Here is an 18575-nt window from a genome sequence, read left to right as displayed (position 1 = left end):
ATGAACCGATTCCTTTTCCTTGCGCTGATGATGAGCAGCACTTTATGCACAGCCCAAATTAAAATCACCAATCCCATTTTGTCTGGCTTTTATCCAGATCCGAGCGTAACAAAGGTTGGAAAGGATTATTACCTGGTTAATTCAACGTTCTCTTACTTTCCTGGAATACCAATCTTTAAGAGCCAGGATTTAAAAAATTGGAAGCAAATTGGCAATATCATTGATCGGCCTAGCCAAATGGATTTTATGGGTGCGGGAACTTCTCGGGGGCTTTTTGCTCCTTCTATCAACTACTTTAAGGGCACCTACTACTTCACTTGCACTTATATAGACCGAAAAGGAAACTTTGTAATGACCGCTAAAAATCCGGCAGGACCATGGTCTGATCCTACATGGTTGCCAGAGGTTAAGGGAATTGACCCTTCGCTATTTTTCGATTCTAACAAGGCCTATATCGTTTATAACAGCGATGCGCCAGATAATAAGCCCTTATATGATGGGCATCGCACCATTCGGACCTTCGAGTTTGATCCTGTAAATCTAAAAGTTGTTGGCCCAGAGGTCCAATTGGTAAATGGAGGTGTAGATTTGAGTAAAAAACCAGTGTGGATTGAAGGACCACATATTTTCAAAAGGAAAGACTGGTATTACCTATGCGCCGCTGAAGGAGGTACATCGATTAACCATTCACAAGTAATTTTAACGAGCAAAACAGCAACAGGGCCATTTATACCTTATGAAAAAAATCCAATTCTAACCCAACGGCACTTGGATCCCAATCGTAAAAACCCAATAACTTCGGCTGGGCATGCCGAACTCGTGGAAGGTCCTGATGGCAAAACATATGCCGTTTTCTTAGCGGTACGGCCATACAACGTAAGTTATTACAACACGGGAAGGGAAACTTTTATAGCTCCAGTTACCTGGACCGCCGAGGGATGGCCAATCATTAATCCAGATTATAAAGAAGTCCAATATCAGTACACTTTCAATTATAAGGAGGTTAAACAAAAAAACACCCCCCCACAAAGTGGAAATTTTGCTTATAGAACAAGCTTTGAAGAAAAAATAGACCCTTCACTCCTTTTCCTTAGAACGATGGATACCAGTTGGTTTAAACTTGATCGTTCGAAAGGGCTAACTATGAAACTGAAACCAGAAACTTGCATGGGCGATGGCAATCCGGCATTTCTAGGGAAACGCCAACAGCACCTACAGTGTGCTGCTACTACTGTTCTAGATTTTTCGGCAACGGCCGAAAATGAGAAAGCTGGAATGTTGATTTTTCAAGGAGAATATAATTTCTATTATATCTGCAGATCAATCTCCAATGGGAAACCTGTAATTCAGCTTTTTAAAGGCAATCGCGCTACAAAATCCATGGATTTGATAACCGAAAAAGAACTTCAGACCACTAGCAAGTCCATCTATCTTAAAATTAGCGCAAACACTGATCGTTATTGCTTTGCGTATGCCGAAATCGAGGGGAATTGGAATGTATTAAAAGACAACGTCGAGGGGAAATACCTCAGCACCCAGGAAGCGGGAGGTTTTATTGGTTCGTTATTCGCTTTATACGCTACATCCTCAGGTAAAGCTTGTATGAATACGGCAAGCTTTAAATGGTTAGATTACGAGGGTAACGATTTGATCTATCGTTAGCTAATTAAGCAAAAAATCCCGCCCTGAACCAACAGGACGAGATCGACTAACCAAATTGATCTTTATTTTTTTTTTACCACAAAGGCACAAGCCGCAAGCCCGGTTGATTAACCAAACCTTAGTGTGTCGTGACTTTGTGGTTAATAGATGATTGACTTTACTTTGCTATCGGTTCTATCAATGCCAATGTTCCATCCGGATTATGGGTAAGTGCGGTTACCTTGATATTTCTTAAGTGAGTTTTATTAGATAGTTCTGTATCATGATAAAAAATCCACCATTTTCCTTTTACTTCTACAATAGAATGATGGGTTGTCCAGCCCTGTACGGGATTCATAAAAGTTCCTTGATAGGTAAATGGCCCTTTCGGACTATCACCAATTGCGGAAGCCAAGTAATGTGTATCGCCAGTTGAATAGGTAAAGTAGTACTTGTTGTTATATTTATGCATGTAAGCGCCTTCAAAAAATCGTCTGTCGTGATCTTGGGTTAACAGTTCCTTACCATTTTTATCAATGATTTTCACCTCACCCACCGGACCATCAAAGCTGAGCATATCTTTGCTTAATTTGGCAACTCTTGCCGAAATCGCAGGTTCATCGCCTTTTCCCAAATCAGTTTTAGAACCGTTTGCGTTGTATTTTCCATTACTCCATCGTTGTAGTTGTCCGCCCCAAATTCCACCAAAATACATATAACTGGTACCATCAGTATCTGTAAAAACAGCGGGATCAATACTAAAACTTCCTTCAATAGGTTGTGGTTGGGCCACAAATGGCCCAGCGGGATTTTTGGATGTGGCTACACCGATCCTAAATACATCGTTTTTATCCTTAACAGGAAAGTAGAGATAGTAAGTTCCATTTTTAAAAGCCGCATCTGGTGCCCAAAGCTGCCTTCCAGCCCAAGGGATGTCTTTTACACTTAATGCCACTCCGTGATCGGTTACTTTACCACCTATGCTGTCCATGCTAAGAATATGGTAATCTTTCATATCAAAATGGTCTCCCATATCATTTTCTGGCGTACCTGTAGAAATATCATGGGATGGATAAATGTAAATCTTTCCTTCAAAAACATGTGCTGAGGGATCGGCTGTATAAATTTCTTTTATTAATGGGGGAGAAAGAAACTTAGATTTTTTAGTCGAATCAGCAGTGGTTTTTTCTGCGGTTTTAGGGTTTTGTTGACAACCGCTCGCTGTTAAAGCCACTAGTAGCAAGGCACCCCAAAATTTTAGGTTTTTGTTCATGAGATTATATTTTGGTTAATAAATTAATTCATATGTATCTATGCAAAGGCATCAATTGCTAACAAATGTTTCAGGAGGCCCAAGATAACTTGGTTTTAATCCCCCTAGGTTTAGTACTAGTTTTTGGAGCACAACACCCGGGCTCACTAGCCAATAGTTGATTTTATGTTTACCCGCTTGATCAAATTTTAGCTCCGTTTTAAAAATTTTAATGCTATTGGCTACAGATTTTTCCCATTGTTTATCGGTTTTATAATCGGCACTGATATTCACTATTTCCATCGGCCCATCATCTACAGACAAGGCAAACTTTAGCCCCCCGTTGTTCGCAAAATCGATTGTTGGCGAAACGTAACTATACAGATCAAAATGGCCAGGATCTTTTAGATAAATATCGTATTCCAGATGCGGACCATTTAATTCTAATCTTAGCGGAGCCTCCGTAACGGGCATTGTAGTAACTCCACCAGTGGTTTTCCCATAATTTGGAATGGTTTTCCAAGAAATTGGCCTAGCATTTATTGCCCTCGAATAATTGGGCGCCTCCATAGAAATAACACCATCCTGCTCCACAAATCCAGTTATCTTTTGCTCTGCAAACCTCCTATTATCTATAGTTACCGGAATGTTGATCTTTGAACCCTCGGGCCCATTAACCTGCACCTCGGTTGTTGTTTTGCCTGCAGGTGCTTTACCCCAATTAATGGTTATTTCGATTCGCTGTTCCTCAAGTAGCTCACCCTTTGGCTTGCTAACGCTGATGTAGGATGGGGCTACGATCTGATAGTTAAATTTTTCGTTCCGTGTATTGAAAATTTCAAAGGATGATGATTTATTTCCATAGTAATTAAATGATGGAAGGTTAGTACTTACTTTTTGGTTCGCATACCATGCCAAATCATTTCCTGATAAGGCAATTCCCCACCTATTTGTTGAAAGATCGGCTTGCTCTAAGGTGAAGGTTTTGGGCATGATATTGGTTTCTGGCTGCTGCCAATTGGTATAACCGATATGCGTCTGGTCCATCATGTGATCCCACTTTCCGCCAGCCATTACCTTATTGTAATAATTGCTTATTTCGGCATCTTTTTTAAACAGCGAATCTGCAGCTTTAGCATATGAATTAGTACTTATTCTTTTCTGGGTTGCATATAGTTTATTCTTTGCTACCGCATAATAGAGGTGATATAAATTTCTACTAGCCTCTATCGGATGTAGCACCAATTGATAATAGGCATCCTTTTGATCGTTGGCAAGCTGATCCGAAATGTATTTCGCTCTGTCAAACAAGGCGTCAAAATCTGCTATTACCCGATTAAATTCGTTATAATTTACCAAGCTATAGGTACTGCTGTTAAGTAATTCTGGCTTAACCCTTCCATTGTATTTGCTACCCAAGTCGATCAGCTCTGCAATTTGGGGAGCAAATTGATCACCAAATTGCTTTGATGCCCATTTGATGGTGTATTCCTTCAGCTGTTCGGCAGGGATGGCGTCTGGTGACCAGGCATAGTCTAAAAAGAACTCTATCGGAAATTCCATTGGTTTAAGATCGCCAACATTTACAATCCAAATCTGATTTGCTTGATATTGATAAGCGAGATTCATTTGCTCCCAAATTTTTTGAATAGGATTGGTATTTATCCATTTGTAATTTCTTGGTCCGCCAACGTAATCAAAATGGTAGTAAATCCCATAGCCACCGCTTCGAGGAGCTTCATTTAATTTGGGAAGCTTCCTGATGTTTCCCCAATTGTCATCAGCCAGCAACAGGGTTACATCATCGGGAACACGCATACCCTGATCGTAATAATCTTGTACCTCTTTATACAGCGCCCAAATTTGCGGCGTTTGTGATGCAGGTTTTTTGGTCACTTTCTCGATAATTTCACGCTGATCTTTAACAATCCGCTCTAGTAGAGCTGTGGCGGTGCCTTCAGACATGGGTTCATCTCCGTCGCCCCGCATCCCGATGGTGATAATCTGTTCCTTATCCGCTACGCGCTTCAGGCCACTTTCCCAAAATTCTCGCAATTGTTGTGGGTTTTGGTCATAGTTCCATTTTCCGCCCTTGTATCTTCTCCATTCATCGTGTGCCCGTGTTAAGGGCTCGTGATGTGAGGTTCCTATCACCACTCCGTATTCATCCGCCAGCACCGGATTAAGGGGGTCATCGTCGGTAAATGCATTTCCCCACATGGCTGGCCATAAATAATTTCCCTTTAATCTTAGAATTAGCTCAAAAACTTTTTCATAAAATTGATGGTTAAATCCTCCAAACTGCTTTTTAGACCATCCTGAAAGAGCAGGTGCTTCATCGTTAAGGAAAATGCCCCGATACTTTACTGCGGGAGAGCTGATTACATGTTTCCCTGCTCTAATAAAGAGATTTTCACTTTTTTTGATAGGTACATCGGCCCAGTAATACCATGGAGAAACACCAATTTGATATGAAATTTCATAGATACCATAAATGGTTCCCCGCTTATCGCTCCCAGCAACAATAATTGCGCTGTCTATCCCTGCTATAGGATTTTTAACCACTTCAATTAAGGTACTCTCCCATTTTCCGGCAATCCCCGCAACATTGATTTTATTTTCCCTAATCAATTGATCAATAACGGTGCTGTGTCCAATAGTACCTATAATAACTGCCATAGGCGATGTTTTGTCTATCGAGAGTAATGGCTTTTTTCCGGTAACCTGTTCAATATCTTCTTGAAGATTTTTAGCTGCTCTCATCACCCCTGGGTAATCGTTAGCGCTTAATACCAATGATGCGGTTTTACCCTTGTTTGCTAACGAAAAACTTCCTGCCACGTAGGTTTTGCTAACAAAGGGATCAGTACCCGAGGCAAAACAAGCCGAAGATAGGACTACGAAGAAGATCAAAGGGAAGCAACTTTTCATGATATTATTTGTTAAAATTGATCACTTTATAATAGGCCTGCTTTGGTTTCAGTTGCGAATCGAAAAGCAATGGATAATTTTTTCTCCCCATAACCGGATACTCGTCTAACCAGGTGTGCCGATCAGAAACATTCCAAAAAGTAACATTGGTAATTACTTTTTTGTAATCCCGAAACACTTTAAATACCATGGCATACTTATCTGCCTGTTTTTGGACCAGTTCTGGGGTATATTCATCCGATTCATCTGGACGTCTTGCCCGTTTATTTTTCTCCCAGGGATAAATGGAAAGATCTACTTCGGTAAATTGGATTTCGAGCCCTAGCGACGCATATCGCTCAATTGCGGCACGTAGATCATGTTCGCTAGGCTCATAGATAGACCAATGGCCCTGTAGACCAACACCGTTAATTGGAATCCCCTTATCCTTTAAGCTTTTTAATAGGCGATAAACGCGCTCTCTTTTTTCTGGACGTTCGGTATTGTAGTCATTGTAATATAATTTTGCGTTGGGATCTGCAGCATGTGCATATTCAAACGCTTTTATGATAAATTCATCCCCGCATATTTTGTACCATTTAGAATTCCTAAAATACTTGGTCGAATCGTCGTCTATTGCTTCGTTTACTACATCCCAGGCATAAATTTTTCCTTTATATCGGTTTACTACCGTGGTGATATGGGTTTTTAGACGCTCGAGTAATACTTCTTTGCTCACTTCATTTCCATCTTTGCCTACAAAAATCCAGTTGGGCGTTTGTTGATGCCAACACAGGTTATGTCCCCGGATTTTAATTCCATTCTTAACGGCAAAATTTACGATGCTATCTGCAATCTTCCAATTAAAAACCCCCTCTTTGGGCTGAATAGGCCCCATTTTCATTGCATTCTCAGCTGTAATGCTGTTAAATTGTTGCTTTATCATTGTGCCCTCGTCGCCCGATAAATTACTAGGACCTACAGCTACCCCAATCGAAAAATAAGATGAATAGTAGTCTTTAAGTCCTTTATCCATTTTTTGGGCACTGCAATTGATAGATAGAAGAAGTGTAGTAACTAGCAAGGCTGAGAAACTATTCAACAACCTAATTTTGGTCTTTAATTCCTGGTACATATCTAAATTCTAAATTTTCGTAATAGCTTAAATCGTGTGCTGGTTTAAATAATGCATCTGGGATGGGTCTTCCTGAAAATGATTGAAAATAAAGCACGCAAGCATCTCGCCACCATATAGCTTCTTGTTGTTGGATAGCCAAAAGCTGCTTTACTTGAACGAAAGTATCATTATCGATGCTGCCAGCTAGGCCATTCCATTTTAGGATCATATTGTCCACTTGTACCGTTCCCTGATTATATTTCTTAACCAGTCCATCCCATAAGATATCTCCAGATTTTAATCTGTAATCCCATGGGAGATGATGAAACCATAACAGGTATTCTTCTGGGCAGGTGGTTAGATTATTGAATTTATCAGCAATTGGCTTAGCATACTGTGCTGTAGCATTGCTTCCTGTCTGCGTTCTGTTAAATCCGATCCCGTTTTTATCGGCCTGATGATAGTAAACAGCGGTCCAATCGGCTCTAGCTTTATCTTTGATCCAGGGTGATGGTCCATAATGATGACTCCATCCCATCAAATGGGCCAATCCTAAAGGTGTCATATAATTAACCACTGCTTCGCGGCTGTCCATCATTAGTCCCTGGATTACCTGCGTTATTTTGTCATCGGTTTTAAACGAAAGACGGATCCATTCTTTTGCAATCTGATTTGAAGTAAGCTGATGATTCCAGGCTAGCCTTCCAAAAGCGAACCAATTGGCCTGTGCAAAAGGGTGGCCACACCAATTAATGTCGTTACCAATATTGGCCACTCCGGCAATTGCTGTAATTTGATAGGGATAAAGGCTCCCATCGATGATTTTTGCAACAGTGCTCCCCGCTCCCCTCACGTAGGTATCCGCATCAAGTACTTCTTTAAAGAGCGGAGCCAAATAAACCAGATTGGTCGACATTCCAAGGTACTCTTGCGTAAGCTGAAGTTCCATCATGGTGTTTGTTTTTTCGAGCGCGTCAAACAAAGGGTGGAAAGGTTCTCTGGGCTGAAAATCCAACGCACCGTTTTTTACCTGAATAATCACATTGCTATCAAATTGACCGTCAAGGGGTTTAAATTCGGAGTAAGCTTGTTTAACCCTATCTTCAGGTACGTGCTGATCGTAAACAAATGCCCGCCACATTACTATCCCTTGATGGGGTTTTAATGCTTTGGCCAGCATATTGGCACCGTCGGCATGGTTTCGCTCGTAATTTTGTGGACCCGGCTGCCCCTCAGAATTTGCTTTTACTAAGAAACCCCCAAAATCAGGAATGAACTTATAGATTTCTTCTGTTTTTTTCTTCCACCATTTAATAACCTCTGCATCTAAAGGATCCGCTGTTTTCAATCCGCCAATTTCAATAGGAGCACTAAACCTAGCAGTTAAATATACCTTTATCCCATACGGGCGAAAAGTATCAGCTAAGGCTTTAACCTTCACTAACCAATCCTGCGTTAATACCAGTGCATTGGCATTAACATTGGTTAATACCGTGCCATTAATCCCCACAGACGCATTTGCCCGAGCATAATCAACATATCTCTGATCGATATACCCTGGCAAAGTTTGCCAGTTCCATAACGAAAATCCAGCATATCCCCTTTCCACTGTTCGATCTAAATTATCCCAATGATTTAGTATTCTATACTTTACCTTAGGCTGGTCCGAAAAATTTAATGCTGAAATGGGCTCCTGAAGTTGTAATTTTCTCAAAAACGCAAATGTCCCGTACAAAATTCCCACATCAGTTGCTGAAGATATGAGTGTTATTTTTTTTCCTCCTAAGATTTGAGAAAGGATTACAAAACCTTCAGGGTTTGATGGAACAGTGGCATTTAAGTGATATCTTTCAAGATCTGATGACTTGACCAGTACAATGGATCCATTGATTGGAGAGGTGGTAGTGCTTAATTTTTTCCCAATAAGGCCATTCAGCCCCCGGTAAATTTCATTGCTTGCTACGGTTAAGGTTGGAGAATTTCCAGCTACAAATAGGGAGCTGAAAATACCTGAATATTGGGCAGCGATTTTTGGGTTTAGCAGGTCGTATTTTAACCAAAGTCGATAATTATCATCGGCTTTGGCAAACAATCCAATAACAACAAGAAAAATAGTGAATCTATATTTCATAATGATCTATTCGAAAGGCATGGTTCTCGATAAAACCTACGACCCGTATATTTGGTACAACGAAAATATATTTATTTTTCTAAAATTGCAATCGATTGCACATTTTTATTTTATAAAACAAATTTGTTGCAGAAAAAATTGTTTTGATTAACTTTGAAAATAGAGTTCCGACTTATTAGCTTATATTGACGCATTGAAAAAAAAAATTACCATATACGATATTGCCAAGGAGCTCAACATTACTGTTTCGACAGTATCGAGGGCCCTTAGCGGCTTTCCGGCCATAAGCGATACCACCCGTGAGGCAGTAATGGAAACCGCAAAGAGGTTAAACTATAGTCCTAATCGATTGGCGTCAGCTCTTAAATCGGGCAAAACTTATATAATCGGAGTAATAGTGCCCAGCGTTCAGGCACATTTTTTCGCGTCAATTATTCATAGCATCGAAGAGGGGCTGAAAGATAGCGGCTACAGGGTTATTCTATTTCAGTCTAACGAATCGCTCCAAAACGAGATCGATGGGATTAAAACACTAATGGAGGCCCAAGTTGACGGTATTATGGCCTCTGTTTCTCTAGAAACGCAGAACACATCCCACCTAAAGGAAATCGTTAAACAGAACAAACCACTTATTTTATTTGACCGTGTTCCTGAAGAACTGAACGTGCCTACAGTAACACTAGATGATTTCAAGGCCGGTTATATCGCTACCCAACATTTAATTGATCAGGGCTATCGTCGAATTGCATTTGTAACTACAAGTCACCAAGTTAAGGTCTTTACGGATCGCCTCGAGGGCTATAAGGCGGCACTACAGGCTAATGACTTACCTGTTAAGGAAGATCACATTATTTTTGGGGGGCTGTCTATTAAAGATGGGAGATTTGGAGCAGGAAAACTGATGCGCAAGACAGATCAGCCAGACGCCATTATTGCTGGCGATGACTTTACAGCACTTGGCGTGATCAAAAAGTTAAAAGAGCTGAACCTAACCCCTCCCCATATTGGAGTTATAGGATTTGCCAACGAAGCATTTTCTGCATACATCACACCAAACCTCTCTACAATTGATCAGCATGCCAATCAAATGGGCACAGAATGCGCCAAGATGTTCTTAAAAATGATTGGACAGAAAAATCCTTATAGTGATATTTCACACATCATATTGCCCCCCTCACTCGTAGAAAGACAATCTACAGACAATACTAAATCTGTTACTACATTGGCATAGTATTTTATTTGTTGCATAAAAACTTATTTTTTTTCAAAGAATTATTTGACATTGTTAAATTAACATATATCTTTATGCAACCGTTTGCATGAACATGAATTTAATTTTATTAACCAAATGTATTTATTAGGGATAGATATTGGTACCTCATCGATAAAAGTTTCGGTAGTTGATGCCAATACACAGCGATGCATTACTGCTGTTCAGTATCCCGAGGAGGAAGCGATTATCATTTCCGAAAAGCCTGGTTATGCAGAACAAGATCCGATGGAGTGGTGGCACAATGTTCAGCTAGCCATACTAAAATGCAATGCCTCAGACCTCTATAATCCTAAAGAAATAAAAGCAATCGGTATCGCCTACCAAATGCATGGGCTTGTTATTGTAGATCAAGAGCAAAATGTGCTGCGCAATAGCATCATATGGTGCGATAGCAGGGCGGTTGAACTTGGGGAAGCTGCATTTCAAGCAATCGGTCCTGAACTGTGCCTCAAAAAATTGTTAAACTCGCCAGGAAATTTTACAGCATCAAAACTAGCCTGGGTTAAAAATAATGAACCAGAAATTTATAATAAGATCTATAAATTTATGTTGCCGGGCGATTTCATCGCCATGAAACTTAGCGGAGAAATCACAACCTCTATCTCAGCATTATCCGAAGGCATTTTTTGGGATTTTGAGGCAGACAAAATTTCTTCAGAACTAATGGAATATTACGGGTTAGACTATGGTCATATTCCCGAAATCCGACCGCTTTTTGGCGAACACGGGAGTTTAAAGGAAGGCATTTCGCAAAAATTAGGGCTAACTGCAGGCATTCCCATCACTTATAAGTCCGGAGATCAACCAAATAACGCACTTTCTTTAAACGTTTTAAAACCTGGAGAAGTGGCCGCAACGGCGGGAACCTCCGGTGTGATCTATGGCATTAGCGATGAATTAACCTACGATCAGAACTCTAGGATAAACACCTTCGCAAACATCAATTATACACCTGAAAAGAAACGAACCGGTGTGCTGCTCTGCATCAACGGAACGGGGAGCTTATACCGATGGGCAAAAAATAATTTCGCCCCTTACCTCTCCTACTCAGAAACCAATCAGATTTCATCTAAATCCCCAATTGGCAGCAAAGGATTGAAAATTCTTCCCTTTGGTAATGGCGCAGAAAGAATGCTCAATAATCGGTATACCGGAACACAGTTGATCGGTGTAGATCTTAATCTGCATGATCAGGCCGACATCTTTAGGGCGGTACAAGAAAGTATTGCCTATTCCTTTCGCTACGGATTAGACATTATGCGTGAAAATGGAATGAAACCAAAAGTGATTAGAGCCGGGCATGCCAATCTCTTCTTAAGTGATCTTTTTACCCAATCGTTTGTTGATGTAACAGGTATTCCTGTAGAGATATATGAAAGTGATGGCGCTACCGGTGCGGCGATAGGCGCAGGTATTGGAGCGGCGATATTTACCAATGCAGACGATGCATTCTCCAAACAGAGCCCCCAACGTGTTGTAACTCCAAAGAACGAAAAGGTTTGCGAACAACTCTATCAGGAATGGAAAGGATACCTAAACAGAACATTAGAAAATCAATAAAAAATGCTTACTAAATATTCTATTTTTAAGCAATTACTACAAATAAACAGAAAACATGAGTAAAGTAACAAAAGGAGGAACTGAATTTTTTAAGGGTATAGATCAAATCCAATTTGAAGGCCTTCAAAGTGATAATCCATTTGCATTTAGATGGTATGATGCAAATAAAATGGTTGCAGGTAAAACCATGACCGAGCACTTTAAATTTGCCTGCGCATATTGGCATTCTTTTAATGGAAATGGGGCAGATCCTTTTGGAGGACCTACACATATTTTTAAATGGGATGAAAAAACAGATGCCGTAGAAAGGGCAAAAGACAAAATGGACGCAGCTTTTGAATTTATTACCAAAATGCAGTTGCCCTATTATTGTTTTCACGATGTTGATATTGTAGACTATACCGATAATGTGGTTGAAAACGAGAAAAGACTACAGCAGATGGTAGATTATGCCAAGAAAAAGCAAGAAGAAAGTGGGGTAAAACTACTGTGGGGCACCGCAAATCTTTTTAGCCACAAACGCTACATGAATGGAGCTGCAACAAACCCAGACTTCAATGTACTGGCCCATGGAGCAGCACAGGTTAAAGCAGCACTTGATGCTACCATCGCCCTTGGCGGAGAAAACTATGTGTTCTGGGGAGGTCGCGAAGGATACATGAGTTTGTTAAACACCAACATGAAACGCGAACAGGAACATTTGGCCAAATTTTTACATACTGCTAAAGATTATGCGCGCAAACAGGGCTTCAAAGGCACTTTTTTCATCGAACCAAAACCTTGCGAGCCTTCTAAACATCAATATGATTATGATGCTGCAACCGTAAAAAGCTTTTTACAACAATATGATCTTTTGGGCGATTTTAAATTAAACCTCGAAGTAAACCATGCTACCCTTGCAGGGCATACGTTCCAACATGAACTTCAAGTGGCGGTAGATAGTGGCCTTCTAGGATCAATTGATGCTAACCGTGGCGATTATCAGAATGGATGGGACACAGACCAGTTCCCAAATGATATCAATGAACTAACAGAAGCCATGATTATCATCTTAGAAGGGGGCGGATTAAATGGTGGGGGCGTAAATTTCGATGCCAAAATAAGAAGGAACTCAACCGACCAGAGCGATCTTTTCTACGCCCATATCGGAGCAATGGATATTTTTGCTAGAGCTCTCGTTACTGCAGATGCAGTGCTACAAAAATCAGATTACAAACAAGTTAGAAAAGAGCGTTACGCCACTTTTGATAGTGGAAAAGGAGCGGATTTTGAAAATGGAAAGTTAACCTTAGAAGACCTTAGGAACCACGCCGCCAATAATGGCGAACCAGAAACTAAAAGTGGAAGACAAGAATACTTGGAAAATTTGATTAACAGATATATTTAATTCAAACGCTTAGATGAGGGCTATGAATAAACGGATGAACCAATGAACTAATGAACTAATAAGCTATCAAAAAACCTAACCAAATATAAACTCACAAATGAACAACTTACTAAACATCAAGGACTATATTGTTTTCGCAATATATTTTGTAATTGTGGCGGGGTATGGTCTGTACATCTACAGAAAGAAAAAATCGCATGCCACGGGCTCCCAAGATTATTTCCTCGCCGAAGGTTCACTTACCTGGTGGGCCATAGGGGCATCGCTCATTGCATCCAATATTTCTGCCGAACAATTTATTGGCATGAGCGGCTCGGGCTTTAAAATGGGTCTTGCTATTGCCACCTACGAATGGATGGCTGCTGCCACACTGATCGTTGTAGCCGTATTCTTCATTCCTGTTTACTTAAAGAATAAGATTTCAACAATGCCGCAGTTCCTCAATCAGCGGTACAATGGTACGGTTGCCATGATAATGGCCATATTTTGGCTCTTATTATACGTGGTCGTAAACCTAACTTCCATTTTATACCTTGGCGCATTGGCAGTAAGCAGTATCTCTGGATTTGATATTGATTTCTGTATGTATGCCATCGCCATTTTTGCAATCATCATTACCTTGGGCGGAATGAAGGTTATTGGTTATACGGATGTAATCCAAGTATTCTTCTTGATATTGGGAGGATTAGCCACTACTTATCTCGCCTTAAATCTGGTATCAGACCATTATGGCACAAGTGGGATATTTGAGGGCTATAAGGTGATGAGCCAAAAAGCTTCAGAACACTTTCACATGATTTTGAAACCTGAAAACGAAAGTTATATCGACCTTCCTGGTCTAACCGTTTTGATTGGCGGAATGTGGATCGTGAACCTTAATTACTGGGGATGCAACCAATACATTACCCAAAGGGCCCTAGGCGCCGATTTAAAAACCGCTCGTGGAGGAATACTATTTGCGGCATTCTTAAAATTATTGATGCCAATTATAGTGGTATTGCCAGGTATTGCTGCCTATGTACTGTATAAGGATGGTGCTTTTCAAACCGAAATGCTGCAAGGCGGTTCGGTAAATCCAGATAGAGCCTATCCAGTATTATTAAACCTGTTGCCATCTGGTCTTAAAGGACTTTCTTTTGCTGCTTTAACCGCCGCAGTTGTTGCATCCCTAGCGGGGAAGGCAAACAGTATCGCCACTATTTTTACACTTGATATATATAAAAAGGCAATAAAAAAAGATGCTTCAGAAAAGACATTGGTAAGTATTGGAAAGATTACGATTGTAGTGGCCATGGTGTTGGGAGTAATCATCGCTCCGCATTTGGGAATCGACAAAAAAGGGGGCTTTCAGTTTATCCAAGAATATACCGGTTTCTTTTCACCAGGTATCTTCGCAATGTTCATCTTAGGGTTCTTTTGGAAAAAAACTACTTCAAATGCCGCATTATTTGCAACGGTTGGAGGGTTTTCGCTCTCAGTTTTCCTTAAACAACTTCCATTGTTTGCCAATCTAGAATTCTTAAATAGCTTTGGCTTCTCTAAATTGGTACTGCAGGAGAATGGTTCTAGAATTTATGAAATTCCGTTTTTAGACCGAATGGGCTTCGTATTTCTATTTTGTGTAATCGGAATGGTCATCATCAGCCTGATTGAAAACAAAAAAGGTGTTGTTCCAAAAGGACTTGAAGTAGATTCAAGCATGTTTAAAACTACGAAAGGATTTACTGTGGGTGCCTTAATCATCATAGGCATACTGGTTGCCCTTTATACCATTTATTGGTAGTTGAAAAAATAACCCTTACCCCTAAATTAAAGCTCCTAATAACTTATTAGGAGCTTTTTTATTTTGCTCGGTACGGTTTCCGCTACTGTAACTAACTATGCTTATGAATGTCTTGATTAATGCCTTTGTTTTACTGCTATTTTAGCGGTATTTCATTATTACCTTAGAGATATTACAGTTTAGGCCTCAATATATCATCAAAATTAGGGTAAAGACCTCCTTCCTTGGCATTTTTCGATAAATTAATCTCTTTCTTACAGCTTTAAGATGAAATAATCAAATTTCATATGTTAAAATTGTGTTAAATTTATATTAATATTATATTGCATTTACAAACAACCTTTAAACCAATAAATTATGAGAAAAATTTTTACATCACTTTTTCTTTCTTTTATGCTCTTACTCAGTCTTTCATTACAGGCTCAGGTAAGAACCATAACCGGGAAAGTAACTGCTGCTGATGATGGCCAGCCATTACCGGGAGTAGGCATTAAAATTAAAGGCACTACCACTTCTAGTGTAACCAATGTTCAAGGAACTTATTCTATCGCAGTACCAAATAATAATGCGGTGCTTGTATTTAGCTATATTGGTTTTGAAGCACAAGAAATTACGGTAGGTACAAAAACCACCATAAATGTGGTACTAGCTTCAGATACGAAGCAATTACAGGAAGTAGTGGTAAACACCGGATTAGGCATTACTCGCCAGGCCAAATCACTGGCTTACTCTGCACAAGCGGTTAGTGGTGAAGACTTAAACTTTAACCATCAACCAAATTTGTTAAATGCCCTACAAGGTAAAATTGCAGGCGCAACCATTACAAGTGTAGGTGGTGGCCCTGGGCAGGGTACTGCACTCCGTATCCGTGGTGTAAACTCAATAGATGCGAGCACATCTGGAGACCCTTTATATGTAATTGATGGAGTTCAGGTAGACAATACCACTTCTACATTTGGTGCTACACAAAATGGCTCACAGGGCTTTAGGGCAAGATCAGTGGGTAACCGTGCCTCTGATGTTAATCCAGAAGATATAGAAACCATTAATATCCTTAAAGGTGGGGCAGCTACTGCATTATACGGATTAAGGGGCGCAAATGGAGTGGTGGTTATCACCACTAAAAAAGGCTCAGGAAATGGCTTTAGAATCAATTTTTCAAGCACCTACGGTCTTGATAACATTAATAAAATTCCTGAAGTACAAACAACCTATACCTCTGGGGTATTAGGTAACTATAACAATGGAAGCAATGGTATCGGACCAGCATGGGGGCCAACCATCGAGGAAGCAAAAACCGGTGCTAAAGTATTCGGTAACACTGCAGCTGCAGATCCAAGCCATCCCGATAAATTGTTTGATAACTATGAACGTGCTTACGAAACTGGGACCCAAGCTAAAACCAGCATTTCGGTGGCGGGTGGCTCAGAGAGTATTAAGTTCTTCTCATCTGCTTCAACCTTGTTTCAAAAAGGAATGATGCCAGGAACAGATTATAAAAACCTTTCTGCACGTTTGAATACCGATGTTACTATCAGTCCTAAGATAAAAGCAGGCGTAAACATGAACTTCACTAATTCAGGTGGTTTCCGTTACAGCCCTGACCGTTTTGGCGAATCATTAGCCTATTGGGCACCTCGTGTTGATGTATCAGATTACATTAAACCAGATGGTACCCAAAACTATGTGGGAACCAACAACCCGGTTTGGGGTGCCGAAAACAATAGGTTAAAAGATAATGTAAACCGTTTTATAGGTGGCGCTAATTTGAGTTACCAACCGATATCATGGCTTAATCTGAGCTATCGCTTTGGGGTTGACACCTATTCTGATAACCGGGTAGCTAATTCTCCAGCCGCACGTGGCGTTCCTGGGGAGGTAACCTACGATAACTCTACGGGGCTTGTGGGCGAGTATAACACCAATTTCAGAGCTCTAAACTCTACCTTTATTGCTACATTATCTCATAAGATTACTAACGATATAAACGGTACGATACGCCTCGGACATGAACTTTATAACAGAAGATATAAAGAAGCTAGAACTGAAGGAACCAACTTCAACATCTGGAACTTCTATAACCTGTCTAACGCAAAAACAATTACCGTAGGCCAATCGCTTGTACAAAAAAGACTTCAAGGCCTTTTTGGTGAAGCCACCTTTGATTATAAAAACTACTTATTCTTAACGGTAACCGGTCGTAATGACATTACCTCTACCCTTTCTAAATCTAATAGAAGTTTCTTTTATCCTTCTGCAAGTGTTTCCTATGTGTTTTCAGATCAGTTTAAATTGCCTGAATGGATGGGTCAATCTAAAATTAGATTTTCTTATGCAAAACTTGGAAAGGATGCAACTGAGTATTCAACATCGTATGGTTTTGGCACATACACCCTTCCTTCGGGATTTACCGGCCTAAGTATTTCATCTAACCTGGGCAACGCAGATCTGCGCCCAGAGTTTACCAATACGTTTGATACAGGCCTAGAAATGTCGTTTTTGAAAGATCGTTTAGGCTTCGACTTTACTTTCTACTATTCTTTAAGCAAGGATCAGATTGTTCAATCACAGATTTCTTCAACTACAGGTTATATCACCACATCTGTAAATGCGGGTGATATTCGTAACAGAGGTATAGAATTAGTGCTAAAAGGCGTACCTGTAAAAACCAAGGATTTCTCATGGGATGCTTTGATCAATTTCTCGTTGAACCGCAACAAGGTATTGCGCATGCCGGGTGATATCACCGAATATGTATATGGAACAGATATCAGTCGCTCGTACGGAAGTGGGATTACCCAAAAAATCGTGTTGGGCCAATCGTATGGTAATATCTATGGCAGCTATTTCATGCATTACGGACCAAGCGCTGAAGATCCAGATGCGCCCCTATTGATCGGCGCAAACGGTTATCCAGTAAGTTCTGGAAATGCATTTAAATTGTTGGGCAACTCTCAGCCTCAATGGATTGGTGGTATCACAAACAATTTTAGATACAAAAGATTTAATCTTATGACACTGATCGATGCGCGTTGGGGATTTGAAAAATATGATGGACTAGAAGACTTCTATTCTGCTTTTGGTTTACCTAAATATACCGAAGACAGACGGTCGTTCAAGGTATTTGAAGGTGTATTAGCTAACGGTACGCCGAATACTAAAGCGGTATGGATGGGCCAGGGTATGGCGCCAGACGGTGTTGTTTACAGTACCCAAGGTTATTACCGCGATGTTTATCGTCTTCTTGCCGAGCCATTTGTTCAGGATGCCTCTTGGGTTAAATTAAGATCGGTTAGCCTAGGTTATTCGTTGCCATCTGCTTGGTTACCTAAAAATGCGATCCGCTCTGCTAACATTTCGGTTACCGCTAACAATATATTATTACACACTAATTATTACGGCCTCGATCCAGAATCAAGTGCATTTAACAGTGGAAGCAATATTGACGGTTCAGCAGGATTCACCTATCCCGCGGCCCGTTCTTTTTTATTCACACTTAACATTGGCCTCTAAATATAGAC

The 18575-nt window shown here is 40.4% G+C and carries 10 protein-coding genes; 6 read left to right on the top strand and 4 right to left on the bottom strand.

Annotated features, from left to right (window positions below):
- Positions 1-1662 carry a glycoside hydrolase family 43 protein gene (locus tag AC6H0V_RS03425; RefSeq protein WP_497562308.1) on the top strand — a complete coding sequence of 554 codons (1662 nt, stop codon included), beginning with the start codon at positions 1-3 and terminating at the stop codon, positions 1660-1662.
- Positions 1663-1819: 157 nt separating this feature from the next.
- Here the strand turns inward: AC6H0V_RS03425 and AC6H0V_RS03420 are convergent, their stop codons facing one another.
- The 4 genes from AC6H0V_RS03420 to AC6H0V_RS03405 are packed head-to-tail and all read right to left on the bottom strand — an operon-like array spanning position 1820 to position 9051.
- Positions 1820-2914 carry a glycoside hydrolase family 43 protein gene (locus AC6H0V_RS03420; protein WP_497562307.1) on the bottom strand — a complete coding sequence of 365 codons (1095 nt, stop codon included), beginning with the start codon at positions 2912-2914 and terminating at the stop codon, positions 1820-1822.
- A gap of 51 nt (positions 2915-2965) precedes the next feature.
- Complete coding sequence (locus tag AC6H0V_RS03415; RefSeq protein ID WP_497562306.1) at positions 2966-5824, bottom strand: glycosyl hydrolase 115 family protein; 2859 nt, start codon at positions 5822-5824, stop codon at positions 2966-2968.
- Between the two features lie 4 nt (positions 5825-5828).
- Entirely contained in the window at positions 5829-6938 is a 1110-nt protein-coding gene (locus AC6H0V_RS03410) for an endo-1,4-beta-xylanase (protein ID WP_497562305.1), read from the bottom strand.
- The gene (locus AC6H0V_RS03405; protein WP_497562304.1) at positions 6910-9051 is read right to left on the bottom strand and encodes an alpha-glucuronidase family glycosyl hydrolase; all 2142 of its coding nucleotides are present in this window, start codon (positions 9049-9051) and stop codon (positions 6910-6912) included. Before AC6H0V_RS03405 ends, AC6H0V_RS03410 begins: the two co-directional genes overlap by 29 nt.
- Before the next feature lie 193 nt (positions 9052-9244).
- Here AC6H0V_RS03405 and AC6H0V_RS03400 point away from each other — a divergent pair, with 193 nt between their 5' ends.
- From AC6H0V_RS03400 to AC6H0V_RS03380, 5 genes are all read left to right on the top strand, one after another.
- The gene (locus AC6H0V_RS03400; protein WP_497562303.1) at positions 9245-10282 is read left to right on the top strand and encodes a LacI family DNA-binding transcriptional regulator; all 1038 of its coding nucleotides are present in this window, start codon (positions 9245-9247) and stop codon (positions 10280-10282) included.
- A 117-nt stretch (positions 10283-10399) separates the two neighbouring features.
- Positions 10400-11884: a xylulokinase gene (locus AC6H0V_RS03395; protein ID WP_497562302.1), complete on the top strand. Its 1485-nt coding sequence runs from the start codon at positions 10400-10402 to the stop codon at positions 11882-11884.
- 55 nt (positions 11885-11939) lie between these two features.
- The gene (gene xylA, locus AC6H0V_RS03390; RefSeq protein ID WP_497562301.1) at positions 11940-13271 is read left to right on the top strand and encodes a xylose isomerase; all 1332 of its coding nucleotides are present in this window, start codon (positions 11940-11942) and stop codon (positions 13269-13271) included.
- 97 nt (positions 13272-13368) lie between these two features.
- Entirely contained in the window at positions 13369-15054 is a 1686-nt protein-coding gene (locus AC6H0V_RS03385; protein WP_497562300.1) for a sodium/sugar symporter, read from the top strand.
- 357 nt (positions 15055-15411) lie between these two features.
- Positions 15412-18567 (top strand): SusC/RagA family TonB-linked outer membrane protein, encoded by a 3156-nt coding sequence (locus tag AC6H0V_RS03380; RefSeq protein WP_497562299.1) that lies wholly within the window; start codon positions 15412-15414, stop codon positions 18565-18567.
- Positions 18568-18575: the final 8 nt, after the last annotated feature.

It is taken from the genome of Pedobacter sp. NO84 (assembly GCF_059703915.1).
This window is presented reverse-complemented; position numbering and strand designations above follow the sequence as displayed.

Excerpts from the sequence above, each read along its gene's own strand:
- AC6H0V_RS03425 (WP_497562308.1), top strand. The coding sequence starts at position 1 with ATGAACCGATTCCTTTTCCTTGCGCTGATGATGAGCAGCACTTTATGC.
- AC6H0V_RS03420 (WP_497562307.1), bottom strand. The coding sequence starts at position 2,914 with ATGAACAAAAACCTAAAATTTTGGGGTGCCTTGCTACTAGTGGCTTTA.
- AC6H0V_RS03415 (WP_497562306.1), bottom strand. The coding sequence starts at position 5,824 with ATGAAAAGTTGCTTCCCTTTGATCTTCTTCGTAGTCCTATCTTCGGCT.
- AC6H0V_RS03410 (WP_497562305.1), bottom strand. The coding sequence starts at position 6,938 with ATGTACCAGGAATTAAAGACCAAAATTAGGTTGTTGAATAGTTTCTCA.
- AC6H0V_RS03405 (WP_497562304.1), bottom strand. The coding sequence starts at position 9,051 with ATGAAATATAGATTCACTATTTTTCTTGTTGTTATTGGATTGTTTGCC.
- AC6H0V_RS03395 (WP_497562302.1), top strand. The coding sequence starts at position 10,400 with ATGTATTTATTAGGGATAGATATTGGTACCTCATCGATAAAAGTTTCG.
- xylA (WP_497562301.1), top strand. The coding sequence starts at position 11,940 with ATGAGTAAAGTAACAAAAGGAGGAACTGAATTTTTTAAGGGTATAGAT.
- AC6H0V_RS03385 (WP_497562300.1), top strand. The coding sequence starts at position 13,369 with ATGAACAACTTACTAAACATCAAGGACTATATTGTTTTCGCAATATAT.
- AC6H0V_RS03380 (WP_497562299.1), top strand. The coding sequence starts at position 15,412 with ATGAGAAAAATTTTTACATCACTTTTTCTTTCTTTTATGCTCTTACTC.